Genomic DNA, 18,734 nt, shown 5'->3' on the forward strand with positions numbered 1-18,734 from the left:
CTGTTATTAAGCGACCTGACATGCTTGTACTGGGTATCGAATCGTCCTGCGACGAAACCGGCGTAGCCATCTATGACACCGACCGCGGCCTGATTGCCGACCAGCTGCATTCGCAGATGGCGATGCATGCCGAATACGGTGGCGTGGTGCCCGAGCTCGCCAGCCGCGACCACATCCGCCGCATCACCCCGCTGACCCGTGCCTGCCTTGCCGAGGCCGGTGTTACCTTGCAGGATATCGATGCCATTGCCTTCACCCAGGGCCCCGGCCTTGGCGGTGCGCTGCTGGTCGGTGCCGGCTTTGCCAATGCGCTGGCAGTCGGCCTGGGCAAACCGGTGATTGCCGTGCATCACCTTGAAGGCCATCTGCTGTCGCCGCTGTTGGCTGACCCGCATCCCGAATTCCCTTTCCTGGCCTTGCTGGTCTCCGGTGGTCATACCCAGATCATGGCCGTGCGCGGCGTCGGCCAGTACGAAATCCTGGGCGAAACGCTGGATGACGCGGCCGGCGAGGCCTTCGACAAGACAGCCAAGCTGCTCGGCTTACCCTATCCGGGCGGCCCTTTGCTGTCAAAACTCGCCGAAGAAGGCGACCCGGCACGCTTCACCCTGCCGCGCCCGATGCTGAACTCGGGCGATCTGGACATGAGCTTCTCCGGCCTCAAGACTGCGGTGCTGACCCTAGTGCGCCAGCAAGAAGCCGCCAACGGCCCGATAGACGAGCAGACCCGCAAGGATATCTGCCGCGCCTTCCAGGAAGCCATCGTCGAAGTGCTGGTGAAAAAATGCAGCCAGGCGCTGAAACAGACCGGCATGACGAGCATGGTGGTGGCCGGTGGTGTGGGTGCCAACAAGCAGCTGCGCGCGGCGCTCGATGCCACCGCCGCCAAGCGCAAGTTCAAGGTCTACTACCCGCCGCTGAAACTGTGCACCGACAATGGCGCGATGATTGCCTTTGCCGGCGCCATGCGCCTGAAGCATGCCGCCGCAGCCGGCGCCTTTACCGTGAAGCCGCGCTGGGACTTGTCCAGCCTGCCTTCCGCCTGAGCTTTTCAAGCTCTGCCCGAAAAACACAGGAACAAATAGCGACAGCAAGACACTGATACAGGCCAGCCGGATTTTGCCGGCCCTTCACGCGCCTGCTGTCGCCACCAGACTTATGATCCAGCTAAAAAACCTTACCCTGCGCCGCGGCCTCAAAGAACTGCTTGTTGCGGCCAACCTTACCGTCAACCCCGGCAACAAGGTCGGTATTGTCGGTGCCAACGGTGCTGGCAAATCCAGCCTGATTGCCTTGCTCAAGGGCGAGTTGCACGCCGATAACGGCGATGTGCTGATTCCGCCGCACTGGACGATGGCCCACGTCGCGCAGGAAACGCCGTCGCTGCCGCGCTCGGCGCTCGATTACGTCCTCGATGGCGATGTCGAGCTGCGCGAGCTGGAACAGAAGCTGGCCGCAGCCGAGCACAGCGGCGACGGCCACGCCATCGGCGCGATCCACGCCGAACTGGCACGCATCGACGCCTACTCCGCACCGGCCCGCGCCGGCAAGCTGCTGAACGGCCTCGGTTTTGCACCGGACAGTCATGGCCGTGCCGTGTCGACCTTCTCCGGTGGCTGGCGCATGCGTCTGAACCTCGCGCAGGCGCTGATGTGCCGTTCCGACTTGCTGCTCTTGGACGAGCCGACCAACCACCTCGATCTCGAAACCGTGCTGTGGCTGGAAGACTGGCTGAAAGCCTACGAAGGCACGCTGCTGGTGATCTCGCACGACCGCGACTTCCTCGATAGCATCACCAGCCACATCGTCGATGTCAGCAACCAGCAGCTGAATGCCTACACCGGCAATTACAGCCAGTTTGAAGTGATGCGCGCCGAGAAACTCGCGCGCCAGCAAGGTGAATTCGAGAAACAGCAACGCCAGATCGCCCACCTCGAATCCTTCATCACCCGCTTCAAGGCCAAGGCCAGCAAGGCGCGCCAAGCACAGAGCCGGGTCAAGGCGCTGGAAAAACTCGAACGCATCGCTCCGGCCCACGTTGCCTCGCCCTTCGATTTCCACTTCGACACCCCCGACAATCTGCCCAACCCGCTGTTGCGACTGGATGCCATCAATGTCGGCTACGGCGACACCACCATCCTGCAAAGGCTGGCGCTGTCGGTTGAAGCTGGCAGTCGCATCGGCCTCCTGGGTGTCAACGGCGCTGGCAAATCCACGCTGGTGAAGCTGCTGGCCGGCGATCTCGCGCCGCAGGCTGGCGAACTGATTCGCGCCCAGACGCTGAAAATCGGCTACTTCGCCCAGCATCAGCTCGACACCCTGCGCACCGATGAGTCGCCGCTGTGGCATATGCAGAAGCTGGCCCCCGAGGTGCGCGAACAGGAGCTGCGTTCCTTCCTTGGCGGCTTCAACTTCCGTGGCGATATGGTCAATGATCCGGTCGGCCCGATGTCGGGCGGCGAAAAGTCGCGCCTTGCACTCGCGATGATCGTGTGGCAAAAGCCCAACCTCTTGCTGCTGGACGAACCGACCAACCACCTCGACCTCGAAATGCGCCACGCGCTGACGCTGGCCTTGCAGGATTTTGCCGGCGCGCTGTTGGTCGTCTCGCACGATCGCTCGCTGCTGGAAACCACTACCGACGTGTTCTGGCTGGTAGCCGATGGCAAGGTACAGCCATTCGACGGCGACCTCGAAGACTACCGCCAGTGGCGTCTGGCCCAGCTGGCCGAGGCCAATCGCCCATCCAGCGGCGACGCGCAGGGCGTGAATCGCAAGGAGCAAAAACGCCAGGAAGCCGAAGAGCGGCAAAGGTTGGCCGCAGCGAAAAAACCGCTGCTGGGCAAGCTGTCCAAGCTGGAAAAGCAACTCGACAGCCTGAGCCACGAAAAGGCCGAGCTGGATGCCTTCCTGTCCAGCGAAGATGCCTACGCCGAAACCAACAAGGCCAGGCTGGCTGACAGCATCCGCCGTCAGGGTGAAGTCAGCAGCGAGCTTGAACAGGTCGAAGAGGCATGGATGCTGTTGCAGGAAGAAATCGAGGCCATCGTCTGAAGCCCTGGCTGCGCACATTGCTGCTGTTGCCGACCGTGCTGGCCATGCCGGTGCTGGCCAACAGCAGCCTGACCATCGTCACCACGCACCCGCCGGAAGAAACCGCGCAGCTGCTGGCGTCCTTCCGTCAGCAGCACCCGGCAATGCAGGTGCTGCTGATCAACCGCCGCGCCGAGCTGATCGTGCAGGCCGTTGAATCCGGCAGCCTGCAAGGTGCCGACATCATCCTCAGCTCTTCGCCTTTCCTGCTGCAAACCCTGCGTCAGCGCGGCTTGCTACAAAAGCTGCCGGTACAAAGCCCGGCCAGCCGCTGTGCGCCGGATGGGCTATTGCTGGCCGACCCGCAAGGGCGCTTTGCCAGCTATGGCCTGGCCGGTTTCGGCATTGTCAGCAGCCGGCAAGGCGGCCGAGCCGCCGTGCGCAACTGGCAAGACTTGCTGGCACCCGAGTTCCGCGGCCAATTGGCCATCAGCACGCCATCACGCTCGGGCAGCACCCACCTGATGGTGGAAAAAATCCTGCAGGACGAAGGCTGGGACAAGGGCTGGCATCTGCTGCTGCAACTGGCTGGCCAGCAAGGCCAGCTGGCGGGACGCAGCTTTGCCGTCAGCCGCCAGCTGCTGGAAGGCAGCGCCCAGGCCGGGCCGATGCTGGACAATGCCGCCCGCCTGCTGTTGAGCCAGCGCCCCGATCTGCAATTCAGCTATCTGCCGCAATTCAATGTATTGCCCAGCTATGTCGCGCTGCTGCAGCGCGCGCGCAACCAGCAGGAAGGCAAGAGCTTTGTCGGCTATCTGTTTTCCGAGCGCGGCCAACAAGAGCTGCTGGGCAGCAGCCGCTTCAAGATGCCGCTGAACCCGCTGTCTGCCGATGCACACAGCCAGGTGCTGTGCCAGCTGATGCGCCGCCAGCGCATTCTCGACGAGCCGCTGATGCATGCACGCGAACAACTGGTGAAAACCCTCTACGACCTGCTGATCACCAGTCACTTTGCCCAGCTGCGCGACAGCTGGGGCCTGTGGCAGCTGGCCGCCGCACAAAAAAACCTCGACAGCGCCGCCCGGCAAAAGCTGGCACGTGCCAAATGGCTGCTGGGCACCCCGCCGGTGAATTCCCGCACCGCGGCCAACCCTCAGCTGCTGCAGACATTCGCCCGTGATGACGCGCAAAGCCGCCTGCTGCTGCAGCAATGGTCGGCGCGCTGGCAACAACAGCTGGATGAGGCGGCACGGCTGTCGCGCCGGCTGGTGGTGGAAGCCAAGCCATGAAGCGCCCCAGCCTGCCCGACAGCAAACTCGGCCGCCGCCTGCTGCTCGCCTGTGGCGTGCTGATGCTGTTGCTGCTGGTTACCGGCCTGTCCGGCATCCTGACTACCCGCCATATCAACCAGCGGCTGGACGATGTGGTCAACCGCAGCGTGCCGGCGATGCAAAGCCAACAGCAACTGGCCGAGGAAAGCCGCCGCATGGGCTATCTGGCGCAGAGCCTGCTGAACGCAGGCGATCTGGCCGATGTGGCCCGTCAGCAGCAACAAGTCGAACGCGCGCTGCAAGACATGCAACAGGCCAGCCGCCATCTGCAACAGCTCTACCCGCGCCGCAGTCAGGCACTCAGCGCACGCATCGAACAATCGCGGCGCAGTGCCGAACAGCTGGCGACGCTGATCCAGCAACGGCTGGCCACCCGTCAGCAACTGGCGATGCAGCACACCAGCCTCGAGTGGCTGCTGGACGACCTGCGCGCCGAACTCGACTTTCTGCTGGATGAAAAACTGCTGGGGCTTAACCAGCGCCTGCGCAGCGGCCAGGCCGCACAGCAAAGCAGGCTGCTGGCCAGCGATATCGCGCTGCTGACGCGGCTGGAACAACAAACCGACCAGCTTGGCGCCCAGCTTGCCAATCTGGCCGGCAATAGCGGCCAACATAACTGGCCGCAAAAACTGCTGGCCATCAATCAGCTGGGCACCACACTGGCCACCCAGGCCACCACCTTGCACAGCAGCCAGAAAGGCAGCCTGCAAGCCTTGCTGCAGCGCCTGCAACAGCAAACCCGGATTGACAGCCCGCTGGCGCGCCAGTTTGGCCGCCTGCAACTGCAACAACAGCAGGTCAGCCAGGCCATGCAGGCGCTGCATGCTGCACTGTCACGTCAGCACAGCCTCGCCAGCGAGCTGGGGCAAGAGGCCGGCCGCCAGTCGCGTCAGGATCTGGCCGATGCCGGCAGCGCCGGCCTGCATGGCAACTGGCTGCTGATTGCCACCACCAGCGTGGCCTTGCTGCTGATGTGCTGGCTGCTGTTCGGCCTGCTGGGTCGGCGCGTGCTGACACCGCTGGTCTGGCTGGGGCAGAACATCGCCGCCATCAGCCGCGGCCACTACCAGCTGCCGCATCAGGTACGCGGTACTGACGAAATCGGCCAGCTCGGCGAAAGGTTGGCCGCACTCGCGGTGCAAATGGCCGAGATCGAACGCACCCAGGCGCTGACCCTGCTCGAACACACGACTGCAGCCCTGCTGGCCTGTCAGGCCGACGGGCTGATCCGCTCGGTCAACCGCAGCGCCCAGGCACTGCTGCCGGACAGCGTCGTCGGCAGCAAGCTGCAGCACACCCTGCCACCCGACATCTGCGTCGCCGTGCTGGCGCTGCAGGAAAACGACACGCTGGACATCAGCCTGCCATTCGGCAGCCATGAAGACGAACAAACCCTGCGCCTGAGCGCCTGCTGTATCGGCCAGCAACACGTACGGCTGATCCTGCTGACCTTGCAGGACATCTCGGCGCAAACGCGCTCGGCACGCTGGCTGTCACGCAAGGTCAGCGAAAAGACCGCCGCCCTCGATGCGGCCAACCTTGCGCTACGCGGCGAGATTGCCGCCCGCCAGCAAAGCCAGGCCAGCTTGTTGCAAGCAACCAAACTCGCCGCCGTCGGTCAGACCACCACCAGTCTTGCCCACGAGCTGAACCAGCCGCTGGGCGCGCTGGGCAATTATCTGTTCAGCGCGCGCCTGCAACTGAGCCGGCAAGACTGGGCCGGGCTGGATGACACCTTGCAGCAAGCCGGCCAGGTCGGCGACCGGCTGGCGCGACTGGTGCGCTCTTACCGCCAGCTGGCACGGCCACTGGCACCGTCGCCGCAGCTGCAAAAACTCGACATGGTGACGCTGGTGCAGGATGTGCTGACCCTGCTGGGCAGCCGTCTGCAAAAAGCCGGCATCGAAGTCTTGCTGGCCTTGCCAGAAAAGTTGCCGGTCTATGGTGAAATGGTGCGACTCGAACAAATCGTGCTGAACCTGCTGGGCAATGCACTGGATGCCATGCCGGCCAGCGGCGGCAAGTTGCGACTCGAGCTGCAGCGTGACCGCGGCCGTGCCGAACTGTGGGTGATGGACAACGGCCAGGGGCTGGATGCCGAAACCGCCAGCCATCTGTTCCAGCCGTTTTACACCACCAAGGCTGATGGCCTAGGCCTTGGCCTGAATATCTGCCAGACCCTGGCCGAAGAATGTGATGCCGGTATCCGTGCGGCCAACCTGTTGCCCCACGGTGCCCTGTTTATCTTGAGTCTGAAGGTTGATGATGCTGATTGAACACGCGCGCGTACTACTGGTTGACGATGATGCCGACCTGCGCGAATCCACTCGCAAGCTGCTGGCACTCAGTGGCCTGCCCTGCCTCGCCGTCGACAGCGCCCAAAAAGTGCTGGAGCTGCTGCCGCGCGACTGGGAAGGCGTGCTGCTCAGCGATGTGCGCATGCCGGGCATGGATGGCGAGCAGCTGCTGCACCTGCTCAAGCAACGCGAGCCACAGCTGCCGGTAATCCTGTTTACCGGCCACGGTGATATTCCGATGGCAGTACGCGCAGTGCGCGCCGGCGCTTTCGAATTCCTGGAAAAACCGGTGGCACCGACCGAGCTTGTCGACTGCATTCACCGCGCACTGGCCCAGCGTCAGGACTTTTTGCAGGCACGCCGCCTGCGCGCCGGCGATCTGGACCGCATGTTCCCCGGCGAGCATCCGCTGGCCAGCCAGCTGCGCGAGCGGCTGCTGATGCTGGCCGAGACCGATCTGCCGGTTTATCTGTATGGCGAAAGCGGCACCGGCCGCCGCAGCCTGGCCGAGCACCTGCACCAGCATGGCCGCCAGCAGGATGGCCAGCTGGTCAGCATCGGCCCCGGCCATCCGGGCCTGCAGCAGGCCACCTTGCTGCAGCAGGCCTGCGAGCAGGCCGGCGGCGGCTCGCTGCTCTTGCTGTCGCCCGAGCAGTTTCCGCCTGACACCCAGCTGTGGCTGGCCAACTGGCTGCTGGAACAAGGCAAGCTGCGGCGCTGCCGCGTGATCAGTATCAGCCGGGAAGCCGCCAGCGCCACCGTGGCCGATGGCAGCCTGCAGGCCGACCTGTATTACGCGATTGCCACCGCCTGCCTCGAGACCCCCAGCCTGCGCCAGCGCCGCGAGGACATCCCGCTGCTGTTCCGCCTGCTGGTCAAGCAAAGCTGCCAGCGCCTGCAAAAACCGCTACCCGACTTTGACGAAACCTTTGTCGCCAGCCTGCAATACGCGCCGTGGCCGGGCAATCTGCGCGAATTGCGCAATGTGGCCGATATGTACGCGATCGGCCTCGCACGCATCGCCCCGCTCGAGCGCACCGTCGTGGTGAATGCCGAGCAGGCCTCATTGGACGAGCGGCTGGATAAGGCCGAGAAGGCGCTGATCGAGGAAGCACTGAGCCTGAACGGTGGCCGTGTCACCGAAACCGCCGCCTATCTGCACATCCCGCGCAAGAAGCTTTATCTGCGCATGAAAAAGCACGGCCTGGCCAAGGAAGAATTCAAGCCTTAAACCGCAGACCGCTTGCAGCAGGCCAGTTACAGCAGGTCTGCTTCAACACCCAAGGTTGGCCGCAAAGGCTTGCGCCAATAGCAAAACCGCCCTTTACGGGCGGTTTTGCTTGGTACGACCAGTAACAGTGCTGAGGACTTAGTGCTTCACGTCATCAATGCTGTTTACTTTCTTGGCGTTCCATACGGTCAGGGCCAGCAGCAGGGAAACTACCGAGGCACCCATCCAGAACATGTGGGCATTGCCGAAGTCGTAGTGCTTCACGCCGTCGATTTCGTTTACCTGGATCAGGATGGAGGATACGTATTCCTGGATCGAAGCAGCGATGTAGGAGCACAGACCGATGAAGCCCTTAACAGCACCAACTGCGGTTTTCGGCATCAGGTCGCAAGCAGTCAGACCTGCCAGGAATACGACCAGACCACCAATCGCAAAGCCAATCATGCCCAGGCCGATAGCGTCAATGATACGGTCGTTCGGGCCCCAGAACATCAGCGCCATACCGGCCAGGTTGATCAGGCCGTAGATCAGGGTCGGGATGTGACGGTTGGCACCGAAGACACGGTCAGACACGATACCGGACAGGATGGCGCCAAAGAAACCGGCGATCGGGTAAGTCGACATCGCAAAACCGGCGTCGATCAGGCTGTAGCCCTTGGCTTCCTGCAGGTACAGAACAGCCCACGAAGACATGGCGTAACGGGAGATGTACATAGCCGCGCAAGCCAGTGCGATCAGCCACACGGTGCCCTGCTTCAGGATGAACATCTGCGCACGGCGGATCTCGGCCGGGTCAGTCTTCTTGGTGATTTCGGCAGGCTCGCCATAAGCGGTAGCCGCATCAGGCAGACCGTAAGTCTGCGGACGGTCTTTCAGTACGAAGTACAGTACGATACCGGCGGCCAGCGAAGCGATACCTGCGCCCAGGAAGCCAGCTTCCCAGCCCAGATAGGACACCAGAGTCGCAGTCATTACCCAGGTAATGGCTTCACCGATGTTACGCGAACCACCCCATACGGAGTAACGGCTACCGCGCTGGCTCGGCGAGAACCACTGGTACAGCGATACGCAAGATGGCGCAGAGCCTACCGACTGGAACCAGCCGTTCACGCCCCACAGGATGGCGAAGAACAGCGCAGTCACGTTGAAGCCCAGGATAATGCAGCAGATCGAGGACAGGATCAGCGAGATCGACATGATGCGGCCGATGTTCGCGTAGTCAGACAGGAAGCCGTTGGTGAACTTGCCCACGGCGTAGGTGGCGAAGAAGGCCGAACCCATGATGCCCAGCTCTTCCACGGTAACGACACCGGCGTCGAGCAGCGGCTTTTTCACCACGCCCAGTACACCACGTACCACGTAGAAGAAGGCATAACCGAATACCAGGCCCAGGAAGACCTGCCACTGGTAGGATTTGAAAATCTGACGGATTTTTTCCGGCGTCTCCTGCATTACTGGCAGGTCAGCTCTGGTTTTGAAGAAGTCGAGCATGTGCGCTCCTCTGCATTGTTGAGTCGTGTTAAAGACAGTGCGCCGGCCCGACCTGGTCCAGAGGCCGGCCGGCGACCATCACATGCAACGCAGAGAGCATCCTCTCCCATCGTCCAAAACAGGCAGCCCTCATGAAGACGACCTCTGCGTGATGGACGCATCCTAGCGGGCGGCAAAATCGGGTCAAACCCATAGAAAACGGGTCAGTCGTGACCCGTTTTTAATTTGGCATGCGCCATTTCGACCCAAAAATATATTTATGGTCACTACAAATAAAATTAATATCCCCGCAATGACTCATTTAAGCCCCGACAAACACAAAATAAATAAACCAATAAAACAAGGCGGCGCATAATTGCACCGCCTTGTTTGATAAAAATCATGATTCAGAAGCAGAAATAACCCGCCAGAATAGCCAGCAACACGCCGCCCCAGACCGGCAAGCGCCACCATTGCATTGCAGCAAACAGCAGCAACGCCAGAGATACCTCAGGCACACCCAGCACGGCATCGACCCACACCGGCTGATACAGTGCGGCCAACAGCAAGCCGACTACCGCCGCATTGACCCCCGCCAGCGCGCTACCCGCCCATGGCCAGCTACGCAAGCGGTGCCACCACGGCAAGGCCGCGCCCACCAGCAAAAACGATGGCAGAAAGATAGCCAGCGTGCACCACAACGCCCCCGCCAGGCCGCCCGCGCCTATCGACATGATCGCGCCCAGATAGGCGGCAAAGGTAAACAGCGGGCCCGGCACCGCCTGGGTCAGGCCATAGCCCGCGAGAAAGCCCGAGGCATCCACCCAGCCACGCCCGACCAGCTCGGCCTCCAGTAGCGGCAGCACCACATGACCGCCACCAAACACCAGCGAGCCGATACGATAGAACACGTCAAATTGCTGCAGCGGCGCGACCGACCACAGTTGCGCGGCCAGTGGCAGACCCAGCAACAGCGCGAAAAACAGCAGTGCACAGCACAATGAGGCACGCACTGAAACACCAGCCGAAGCGGCTGGCACCTGTGCCTGTGCAGGCGCTTGCCTCACCACGATTCCGACTATTGCGGCCAACATGATGACCAGCAGCTGCGCCCACCACCACGGCAGCAGCCACACCAGCAGGCAGGACAGCACCATCACCGCCTGCTGCCAGCGCGCTTGGCAGAAGGTCTTGCCCATCGCCCAGACCGCCTGGGCAATCACCGCCACCGCCAGCAGCTTCAGGCCATGCACCACGCCGCTCATACCATCGAACTGCGCAAGACCCATCGCCAGCGCCACCAGCAGCAACACCGATGGCAAGGTAAAGCAACACCAGGCGGCCAAGGCACCGCGCCAGCCCCCTTTCAGCAAGCCAATACCGATACCGACCTGGCTGCTGGCCGGCCCCGGCAAGAACTGGCACAAGGCCACCAGATCAGCGTAGCGTTGCTCATCCAGCCAGCCGCGCCGCTCGACAATCTCTTGCCGGAAATAAGCCAGATGGGCGGCCGGCCCGCCAAATGAGGTAAATCCCAATCGCAGGAATACCCAGGCAATCAACCAAACAGAAATGTCTTTATCATTCACGCGCGAAATTGACATATTCAGCAGAAACTATCTGATAAAAATGCTGCCGAATATAACCAGCTTATTGTCCAGCCGCAATTAAACGACAGTTAATCCACCGCAAGCGCCAAATAAATCACATCAATTTCTTGACTGAAACGCGGAAAAGGTTCAGATTATAAAAAGGTAATTTTATTACAGAACAACCCATTGATGTGGGTGCAAGCCTCGTACTATTACTACACGATCAAGCAAGCACCCGCAGCAGGCATCGCTACTGGAGAACAACACCATGACTCGTCGCACCAAAATCGTTGCCACTCTCGGCCCGTCTTCCAGCGACCAGGCCACACTCGAACGCCTGCTGCAAGCTGGCGTCAATGTTGTCCGCCTGAACTTCTCGCACGGCACCGCCCAGGATCATATCGACCGCGCCAAGCTGGTACGCGACACCGCCGACAAGCTGGCTATGCCGGTCGCCATCATGGTTGACCTGCAAGGCCCGAAAATCCGCGTCGGCAAATTTGCCAACGGCAAGACCACCCTCGCCAACGGCCAGGCTTTCGTGCTGGATGCCGAGTGCAAGCAGGGTGATGACACCCGCGTCGGCCTCGACTACAAAGAGCTGCCACAAGATGTCGAGCCGGGCGCAGTCCTGCTGCTGGACGATGGCCGCATCGTACTGGTAGTGGAAAAAGTGGTCGGCAGCGAGATTCACACCAAGGTCAAGGTTGGCGGCGTACTGTCCAACAACAAGGGCATCAACCGCCAGGGTGGCGGCCTGTCCGCACCGGCACTGACAGCCAAGGATATCGAAGACATCAAGACGGCCGCCCTGCTGGACGCCGACTATGTTGCCGTTTCCTTCCCGAAGAGCAGCGCCGACCTGTACATGGCTCGCACCCTGGTGAATGCCGCCGGCAGCCAGGCCCGCATCATCGCCAAGATCGAACGCTGTGAAGCCATCACCAATCTGGAAGATCTGGTGAACGCCGCCGACGGCATCATGGTTGCCCGTGGCGATCTGGCTGTTGAAGTTGGCGATGCCGCCGTACCTGCCCTGCAGAAGCGCATGATCCGACTGGCACGCGAGAAGAACAAGCTGACCATCACTGCAACCCAGATGATGGAATCGATGATCACCAGCCCGGTACCAACCCGCGCCGAAGTCTCCGACGTGGCCAACGCGGTACTGGATGGCACAGACGCCGTGATGCTGTCCGCCGAGACCGCCGCCGGTCAATACCCGGTTGAAACCGTCGAAGCCATGCACCGCGTTTGCGTGGAAGCCGAAGGCTCGTCCGACTACCAGCTCGACCGTCACTTCCTGAGCCGCGAGTTCTCGCGCATGGACCAGTCCATCGCCATGGCCGCACTGTTCACCGCCAACCATCTGCCGGTTCGCGCCCTGGTGGCCCTGACCCAGACCGGCTCCACCGCCCTGTGGATGAGCCGCGTGAATACCGGCGTGCCTATCTACGCACTGACTCCGGACGTGCGCACTTTCCATCGCCTGGCGATGTACCGTGACGTGTTCCCGATGATGCTGCCGGCTGCTGCCGACCAGAAAAAACTGCTGGCCGCTGCCGAGAAGAAGCTGCTGGAGCGTGGCCGCGTCAATGTTGGCGACATCCTGGTGGTTACCGTCGGCGATACCGTCGGTCAGATGGGCAGCACCAACACCCTGAAAATCATCAAGGCAGGTGAAGGCCGCTAAGTCTCGCAGCCACCACCCGCAGCAAAAAACGCGCCCTCAACCGAGTGGCGCGTTTTTTGTTTCAGGGTTGGCCGCAAGGCCACCAGCCTCGTCAGGGACTAGCGCTCAAGCAGCGGTGCCGAACGATAGCTCCACAGGCCGTAAGTGCGCAGCGCATCCCGGTAAATACCCATGATTTCGCCGCTACTTGCCAGCTTGAGCTCGGCCAGTGGTTTATCGGCATAGGCAAGACTCTCGAAGCGGGCAGCAGCCGGCCCGGTTTGCCAGCTGGCGATTTCCAGCAAGGCCTGACCGCGACGCACATGACTGGCACTGCTGATCATGGTGATCTGGCTACTGCGCAATCTCGCCAAGGCATAGCTGCTGAACAGCGCATTATCCACCGTGCTGGTCGCGTAGTTTTCTTCGATGATGCGCTCACGGGCAAGGCCTTGCGCCACCAGCCAGTCAGCCATCAGCCGGCCTTCGGTCTGCCGGTTTTGCGGCACGCCACCGGTGACGATAATCATCGCCTGCGGGTTCAGCCTTGCCTGCGCCAGCGTCTGCTCCAGCCGCTTTACCAGAATGTCATGCATACTGCCATCCGGATTCAGCGCATAACCGAGCGTGACGATTGCCTGTCTGCCCGCCGGCATGACTTTAGCCTGATCATTCAACGGGGTGGCCAGCATGCGGCCAACCAGTTCGCGGATGCGCTGCATATCAGCGGCACGCGCCGGATTGCGCTGACCCAGCAGCTTCAGGTGCTGGCGCGCCTCCACCTCATTGCCCTTGAAGCTTTGCCAGATGTAAAGATAGCTGTTGAGATCCAGATCATCCGGCGCCTGTGCCAGCGCTTGCTGAAACAACGCTATCGCCTTGTCGACATTGCTGTTGTAGATCTGGGCGTTGGCCGCAGAAATCAGCAAATCGGTACGATAAGGCTCCAGCCGATAGGCCTGTAGCAGGCGCTCGGTCACGATCTCCATATTGCTGGGCATCTTCGCGGTAAAACCGGCGGTAGAAATCCGGGCGGGTGATTTGAATACCTGCCATGCCTCGGCCAGCAACTGGTCGACAACCTGTCGCTTGCTGATCAGGCTTGCATATTCTGCCGCAGGTGCGGCCGGCGGGGTTTCGGCAAAAGCAGGCAAACTGCCAAAGCCAAACAGACAGGCATAGCCTGCTGCCATCAGGATTTTTTTCATGAAATGCTCCGGGGTCTGGTGTGTCACTGGTATCAGGCCTGAAAGCCGGCAAACCGGACTACCCCGCAAGGGGTAGCAAGCTTGTCACTCAGGCCTTTTTTCTTATAAATCAACAGCTTCCATCGAAATTTTCGCAGAAGGACTGTCAGACCAAACTAGCACCCGCAAAAAATGTAATCCACCAACAACACATACCAGTTTAATTCCAGTGATTCATCGAGACCAATAAAACGACGAATCTTGTATTTAATTCAATTCAAATTATGCTGATATTATTGATATTAAATCAGCAATTAATACCACTGAAATAGCCGGCAAAATACTGGCCGATCCTGCCGCCGCCGCACCCGGCCAGAAAACTGACTATCGGCTGTTTACCGTGGCAAATCCGAGATAGCCCTGAGTAGGTAAAAGCTTTACGCCTCGCCTGCCATCGCGCAACATGCCATCCATCCTCGCACCGGCTGCCCACATGTATCGTCACACCCTGCTCGACCCGGCTCTGGCCCAGGCCATTGTCGATCGCACCATGGCCATTCTTGATCACAATATCAATGTGATGGATGAGCGCGGCATCATCATTGCCAGCGGCCAGCTCGAACGCATCGGCCAGCAGCATGATGGCGCAGCACTATGCATTGCCCAGCAGCGGGTAATCGAGGCCGACACCGGCTCGGAAAAACACCTGCAAGGCGTGAAGCCCGGCATCAACCTGCCCTTGTGGCAGGATGGCCGCATCGTAGGCGTGGTCGGCATTACCGGCCAGCCCGATCAGGTGCGGCAGTTTGGCGAGCTGGTGCGCATGACCGCCGAAATGATGCTGGAGCAAAACCGCCTGCAGCGCGAGCTGCAAAACGACTCGCGTCTGGTCGAGGCGTTGGTGCTGCAACTGATCAGCCCCGAGCAGGACGAGCAAGCCTGCACCCAGATGGCACAAAGACTGGGGCTGGACCCGGCGCAAACCCGGGTGGCACTGGTCATCGAAGCCAGCCATCACGCTACTGCCGACTATGCCCTGTGGCAAATGCTGGCCGAACAGCTGGGCAAGCACGGCCTGTGTGCGCGGCCGCACTGGCATGAATTCGTGCTGCTGTTGCCGGCCAACGAGGCCAACTGGCAGGCTGGCCGCGTGCTATCCCAACTGGAAAAGCTGTTGCCGCAATGGCAGCAGCTTTGCGGCCAACCTCTACACGCAGCTCTGGGTCATCGTTTCAACGAAAAACACAGCGCCGCCCTTTCCTACCTGACCGCGCGCGCCACGCTGCAGCAACCCGTCACACCGCGCCCGATGCTTCAGCACTTTGACAATCATCAGCTGCCGGTCTTGCTGAGCACCCTGGCTGACGGCTGGCAGGCCAGCCTGCTGCAACGGCCGCTACAGCAACTGCAAAAGCACGATCCGCAAGGCAGCCTGCGCCAGACGCTGGCCTGCTGGTTCCGGCACGATCTGCATCATGGTGATACGGCACGGGCGCTGGCGATTCACCGCAACACACTCGACTACCGCCTGCAGCGGGTAGCCGATATCTGCAAGCTGGATCTGAACCGGCTGCAACAACGTGTCCAGCTTTATCTGGCCTTGCAGCTGAATCGCGACTTGTAGACTTGCACAATAATAACGGTTGAATTTTGGTATTCATTTGTGCAACTTAACGATTACTCACGGCCGACGTTTGTTTAAGGTGGCAAAGCACCCAGCACATCCAAAACAAACACAGAGAGCCGAATCATGGAAGCAGTCAGCAGTCTCGGGGCCATTGCTGCCCTCGTCGTGGCCATAGGCCTGATTCTCAAGAAAGTTTCGCCCACCTACGGCATGATCGCCGGCGCACTGATAGGCGGCCTGATCGGTGGTGCGGGTCTCGTTGAAACCGTCGATCTGATGATGGGCGGTGCCAAAAACATTATCCCGGCGGTGTTGCGCATTCTGGCCGCCGGCGTCCTTGCCGGTGTGCTGATCGAATCCGGCGCAGCCAGTCGCATTGCCGACACCATCGTGCAAAAACTGGGCGAAGTCCGCGCCCTGCTGGCACTGGCATTGGCGACGCTGGTACTGACCAGCGTCGGCGTCTTTATCGACGTGGCGGTGATTACTGTCGCGCCGATTGCCCTGACCATTGCCGAACGCGCCGGCCTGTCGCGCTTTGCCGTGCTCCTGGCGATGATAGGCGGCGGCAAGGCCGGCAACGTGATGTCGCCCAACCCGAATACCATTGCCGCCTCCGATGCCTTTCACCAGCCACTGACCTCGGTCATGATGGCCGGTGTGGTGCCGGGCCTGCTGGGCCTGACACTGGCGTATTTCCTCGCCCGTCGCGTGGCACATCAAGGCTCGCAAGTCAGCGCCAGCGAGTTGGCCGCACATCCGGCCGGCAGCGGCCCGAGCTTCGCTGCCGCGATGACTGCCCCGCTGGTAGCCATCGGCCTGCTGGCACTGCGCCCGCTGGCCGGCATCAAGATCGACCCGCTGCTGGCGCTACCGCTGGGCGGCATCATCGGCGCGATCGCCATGGGGCAAACTGCCCGCATCAACCAGTTCAGCATTGCCGGCCTGCAGCGCATGATGCCGGTTGCCGTGATGCTGCTGGGTACCGGCACGCTGGCCGGCATCATTGCCAACTCCGGCCTGAAGAGCCTGCTGATCGACGCTGTCAGCGGCCTGGGCATGCCGGCTTATGTGCTGGCACCGGTAGCCGGCATCCTGATGTCGATGGCCACCGCCTCGACTACCGCCGGCACCGCCGTCGCTTCGCAAGTATTCGGCGCCACGCTCACCACGCTTGGCGTATCACCGCTGGCGTCTGCCGCGATGATCCACTCCGGCGCCACCGTGCTTGATCACCTGCCGCACGGCAGCTTCTTCCACGCCACAGCCGGCGCGGTTGGCATGTCGATGCAGGAGCGTCTGAAACTGATTCCGTATGAAACTGCCATCGGACTCGGCATTACCGTGCTGTCTGTCGTACTGTATGGCGTATTGGGCCTGGCCTGAGGTTTAACATGAATAAGATTGTCATTGCCCCCGACTCCTTCAAGGAGACCCTGAGCGCGAGCGAGGTTGCCGCTATCATCGCCGAGGCGATGGGTGAACGCTTCCCTGACGCCGAACTGCTGCAAGTGCCGGTTGCCGATGGTGGCGAAGGTACGCTGGATGCGTTGATTGACGCGACCGGCGGCCAACGTTACCAACGCGAGGTACGCTCGCCGCTGGGCCGCCGCATCGAGGCCTGCTGGGGCATGCTGGGAGATGGCGAAACCGCCGTGATCGAGATGGCCGCCGCCAGCGGCCTCGCGCTGGTACCTGCCGCCGAACGCAACCCGATGCTGACCAGCACCTGGGGCACCGGCCAGCTGATTGCCCATGCGCTGGACCTGGGCGCGCGCCGCTTCATCCTCGCCATTGGCGGCTCGGCCACCAATGACGGCGGCAGCGGCATGTTGGCCGCACTCGGTGCGCGCTTTCTCGATATCGGCGGCCAAACCTTGCCGGAAGGCGGCGCCGCCTTGCGCCAGCTGGCCAGCATCGACCTGAGCCAGCTTGACCGTCGCCTTGCCGACTGCGAATTCGAAGTCGCCTGCGATGTCACCAACCCGCTGACCGGCGAGCGCGGCGCATCTGCCATCTTCGGGCCGCAAAAAGGCGCAACCCCCGAGATGGTGGCCGAGCTTGATCTCGCGCTATGCCACTACGCCAGCATCATCCGCCAGCAACTAGGCAAGGATGTCGAACAGGCACCAGGCAGTGGCGCGGCCGGCGGCATGGGCGCGGCGGCACTGGCTTTCTTTAATGCCCGTCTGCGCCGCGGCATCGACATCGTGCTTGACGCCACTCGCCTCGCCGACAAACTAGCGGGGGCTGATCTCGTGATTACCGGCGAAGGCCGTCTCGACGGCCAGACTGTGTTCGGCAAGACGCCATTCGGCGTTACCGAGCTGGCGCGCCAGCAAAACATCCCGGTCATCGCCATTGGCGGCTGCCTCGGCGATGGCGTTGATGCGGTGCACGAGCACGGCATGCTGGCGGTGTTTGACTGCGTCAGCCGCGCCATGCCACTCGAAGAAGCGCTGGCCGGCGCGCGCGAAAACCTGCAGCGCACCGCGCGCAATGTGGCGGCCTTGCTGAGCCTGTCGACTACCCTGCGCTAAATCCGACAACTTGGCCGCAAGCCCCTCAGCTTGCGGCCAGGCTTGCCGATGACACCACCCGCCCGCCTTGCTACTTCTGACAGCGGTTGACACTGCCGCGCCGAACTGCGAACCTGCCCGCCTTGTTTTTCTTTTGCCGGAATCCCACCATGAAAATTACCGAAAACACCGCCGTTACCCTGCGCATGAAAGTCACCGACAGCCAGGGCAATGTTTACGATGATGGCAAACATCCGGTTGCCTACCTGCATGGCGATTACGACAACCTGTTCCCGAAAATCGAAGCCGCCCTCGAAGGCCAGGAAGCCGGTTTCGAAACCGCCCTGACGCTGGCCAGCGAAGATGCCTTCGGCGAGCGTGATGACACGCTGGTTACCACCATGCCGAAAGCCGACTTCCCGCCGGGCGTGAAAGTCGGTGGCCAGATCCAGCGCATGGGCCCGGACGGCCAGCCGCGCTACTACTTCGTCACCAAGATCAAGGGCCCGACCGTGCTGCTGGATGGCAACCATCCGCTGTGCGGCAAGACCCTGCGCTTTGCCATCAAGGTGCTGGACGTCCGCGCCGCCACCGAAGAAGAAATCGCCCATCAGCACGTGCATGGCGAACATGGCCATCAGCACTGATTGACCCGACGCTTCGGCGACAGCCTCGCCACAGCATCAGCAAAAAAGCCCCGGATTCCGGGGCTTTTTTCTTTTGCAGCACTGCCGCGACAGCGACAAGCCCTGCCGCACCCGCCACGAATATACCC

At 61.6% G+C, this 18,734-nt stretch carries 13 protein-coding genes; 10 read left to right on the forward strand and 3 right to left on the reverse strand.

Going from position 1 to position 18,734, the window contains the following annotated elements:
* The first annotated feature begins 20 nt into the window (after positions 1–20).
* The 5 genes from tsaD (at position 21) to ACZ9W6_RS01485 (ending at position 7,892) form a co-directional block, all read left to right on the forward strand.
* Positions 21–1,046, forward strand: a complete 1,026-nt coding sequence (tsaD, locus tag ACZ9W6_RS01465) for a tRNA (adenosine(37)-N6)-threonylcarbamoyltransferase complex transferase subunit TsaD (RefSeq protein ID WP_465189274.1) — start codon at positions 21–23, stop codon at positions 1,044–1,046.
* 112 nt (positions 1,047–1,158) lie between these two features.
* Positions 1,159–3,054: an ATP-binding cassette domain-containing protein gene (locus ACZ9W6_RS01470; protein WP_465189275.1), complete on the forward strand. Its 1,896-nt coding sequence runs from the start codon at positions 1,159–1,161 to the stop codon at positions 3,052–3,054.
* Positions 3,015–4,322: an ABC transporter substrate-binding protein gene (locus ACZ9W6_RS01475; RefSeq protein WP_465189276.1), complete on the forward strand. Its 1,308-nt coding sequence runs from the start codon at positions 3,015–3,017 to the stop codon at positions 4,320–4,322. The genes ACZ9W6_RS01470 and ACZ9W6_RS01475 overlap by 40 nt, the downstream gene beginning before the upstream one ends.
* Complete coding sequence (locus ACZ9W6_RS01480) at positions 4,319–6,640, forward strand: ATP-binding protein (RefSeq protein WP_465189277.1); 2,322 nt, start codon at positions 4,319–4,321, stop codon at positions 6,638–6,640. The genes ACZ9W6_RS01475 and ACZ9W6_RS01480 overlap by 4 nt, the downstream gene beginning before the upstream one ends.
* Entirely contained in the window at positions 6,627–7,892 is a 1,266-nt protein-coding gene (locus tag ACZ9W6_RS01485) for a sigma-54-dependent transcriptional regulator (RefSeq protein WP_465189278.1), read from the forward strand. Before ACZ9W6_RS01480 ends, ACZ9W6_RS01485 begins: the two co-directional genes overlap by 14 nt.
* Positions 7,893–8,030: 138 nt before the next feature.
* On the opposite strand, the gene ACZ9W6_RS01490 is transcribed toward ACZ9W6_RS01485, so the two are convergent.
* Positions 8,031–9,383, reverse strand: coding sequence for an MFS transporter (locus tag ACZ9W6_RS01490; RefSeq protein ID WP_465189279.1), 1,353 nt, complete (start codon positions 9,381–9,383; stop codon positions 8,031–8,033).
* Between the two features lie 386 nt (positions 9,384–9,769).
* Positions 9,770–10,951 (reverse strand): chromate efflux transporter, encoded by a 1,182-nt coding sequence (gene chrA / locus ACZ9W6_RS01495; RefSeq protein WP_465189280.1) that lies wholly within the window; start codon positions 10,949–10,951, stop codon positions 9,770–9,772.
* A gap of 271 nt (positions 10,952–11,222) precedes the next feature.
* Here chrA and pyk point away from each other — a divergent pair, with 271 nt between their 5' ends.
* Positions 11,223–12,647, forward strand: coding sequence for a pyruvate kinase (gene pyk, locus ACZ9W6_RS01500; RefSeq protein ID WP_465189281.1), 1,425 nt, complete (start codon positions 11,223–11,225; stop codon positions 12,645–12,647).
* 98 nt (positions 12,648–12,745) lie between these two features.
* Here the strand turns inward: pyk and ACZ9W6_RS01505 are convergent, their stop codons facing one another.
* Positions 12,746–13,834, reverse strand: coding sequence for an ElyC/SanA/YdcF family protein (locus ACZ9W6_RS01505; RefSeq protein ID WP_465189282.1), 1,089 nt, complete (start codon positions 13,832–13,834; stop codon positions 12,746–12,748).
* Positions 13,835–14,276: 442 nt separating this feature from the next.
* On the opposite strand from ACZ9W6_RS01505, the gene ACZ9W6_RS01510 reads away from it, so the two are divergent.
* The 4 genes from ACZ9W6_RS01510 to ACZ9W6_RS01525 all read left to right on the forward strand — a co-directional run bounded on the left by ACZ9W6_RS01510 (position 14,277) and on the right by ACZ9W6_RS01525 (position 18,606).
* Positions 14,277–15,437 carry a sugar diacid recognition domain-containing protein gene (locus ACZ9W6_RS01510; RefSeq protein ID WP_465189283.1) on the forward strand — a complete coding sequence of 387 codons (1,161 nt, stop codon included), beginning with the start codon at positions 14,277–14,279 and terminating at the stop codon, positions 15,435–15,437.
* 126 nt (positions 15,438–15,563) lie between these two features.
* Positions 15,564–16,826 carry a GntP family permease gene (locus ACZ9W6_RS01515; RefSeq protein WP_465189284.1) on the forward strand — a complete coding sequence of 421 codons (1,263 nt, stop codon included), beginning with the start codon at positions 15,564–15,566 and terminating at the stop codon, positions 16,824–16,826.
* A gap of 8 nt (positions 16,827–16,834) precedes the next feature.
* Positions 16,835–17,980, forward strand: coding sequence for a glycerate kinase (locus ACZ9W6_RS01520; protein ID WP_465189285.1), 1,146 nt, complete (start codon positions 16,835–16,837; stop codon positions 17,978–17,980).
* Between the two features lie 149 nt (positions 17,981–18,129).
* A complete protein-coding gene (locus tag ACZ9W6_RS01525) occupies positions 18,130–18,606 on the forward strand; it encodes an FKBP-type peptidyl-prolyl cis-trans isomerase (RefSeq protein WP_465189286.1) in 477 nt (158 codons plus the stop codon).
* Positions 18,607–18,734: the final 128 nt, after the last annotated feature.

It is taken from the genome of Vogesella lacus, assembly GCF_979366295.1.

Excerpts from the sequence above, each read along its gene's own strand:
- tsaD (WP_465189274.1), top strand. The coding sequence starts at position 21 with ATGCTTGTACTGGGTATCGAATCGTCCTGCGACGAAACCGGCGTAGCC.
- ACZ9W6_RS01470 (WP_465189275.1), top strand. The coding sequence starts at position 1,159 with ATGATCCAGCTAAAAAACCTTACCCTGCGCCGCGGCCTCAAAGAACTG.
- ACZ9W6_RS01475 (WP_465189276.1), top strand. The coding sequence starts at position 3,015 with ATGGATGCTGTTGCAGGAAGAAATCGAGGCCATCGTCTGAAGCCCTGG.
- ACZ9W6_RS01480 (WP_465189277.1), top strand. The coding sequence starts at position 4,319 with ATGAAGCGCCCCAGCCTGCCCGACAGCAAACTCGGCCGCCGCCTGCTG.
- ACZ9W6_RS01485 (WP_465189278.1), top strand. The coding sequence starts at position 6,627 with ATGATGCTGATTGAACACGCGCGCGTACTACTGGTTGACGATGATGCC.
- ACZ9W6_RS01490 (WP_465189279.1), bottom strand. The coding sequence starts at position 9,383 with ATGCTCGACTTCTTCAAAACCAGAGCTGACCTGCCAGTAATGCAGGAG.
- pyk (WP_465189281.1), top strand. The coding sequence starts at position 11,223 with ATGACTCGTCGCACCAAAATCGTTGCCACTCTCGGCCCGTCTTCCAGC.
- ACZ9W6_RS01505 (WP_465189282.1), bottom strand. The coding sequence starts at position 13,834 with ATGAAAAAAATCCTGATGGCAGCAGGCTATGCCTGTCTGTTTGGCTTT.
- ACZ9W6_RS01510 (WP_465189283.1), top strand. The coding sequence starts at position 14,277 with ATGCCATCCATCCTCGCACCGGCTGCCCACATGTATCGTCACACCCTG.
- ACZ9W6_RS01515 (WP_465189284.1), top strand. The coding sequence starts at position 15,564 with ATGGAAGCAGTCAGCAGTCTCGGGGCCATTGCTGCCCTCGTCGTGGCC.
- ACZ9W6_RS01520 (WP_465189285.1), top strand. The coding sequence starts at position 16,835 with ATGAATAAGATTGTCATTGCCCCCGACTCCTTCAAGGAGACCCTGAGC.
- ACZ9W6_RS01525 (WP_465189286.1), top strand. The coding sequence starts at position 18,130 with ATGAAAATTACCGAAAACACCGCCGTTACCCTGCGCATGAAAGTCACC.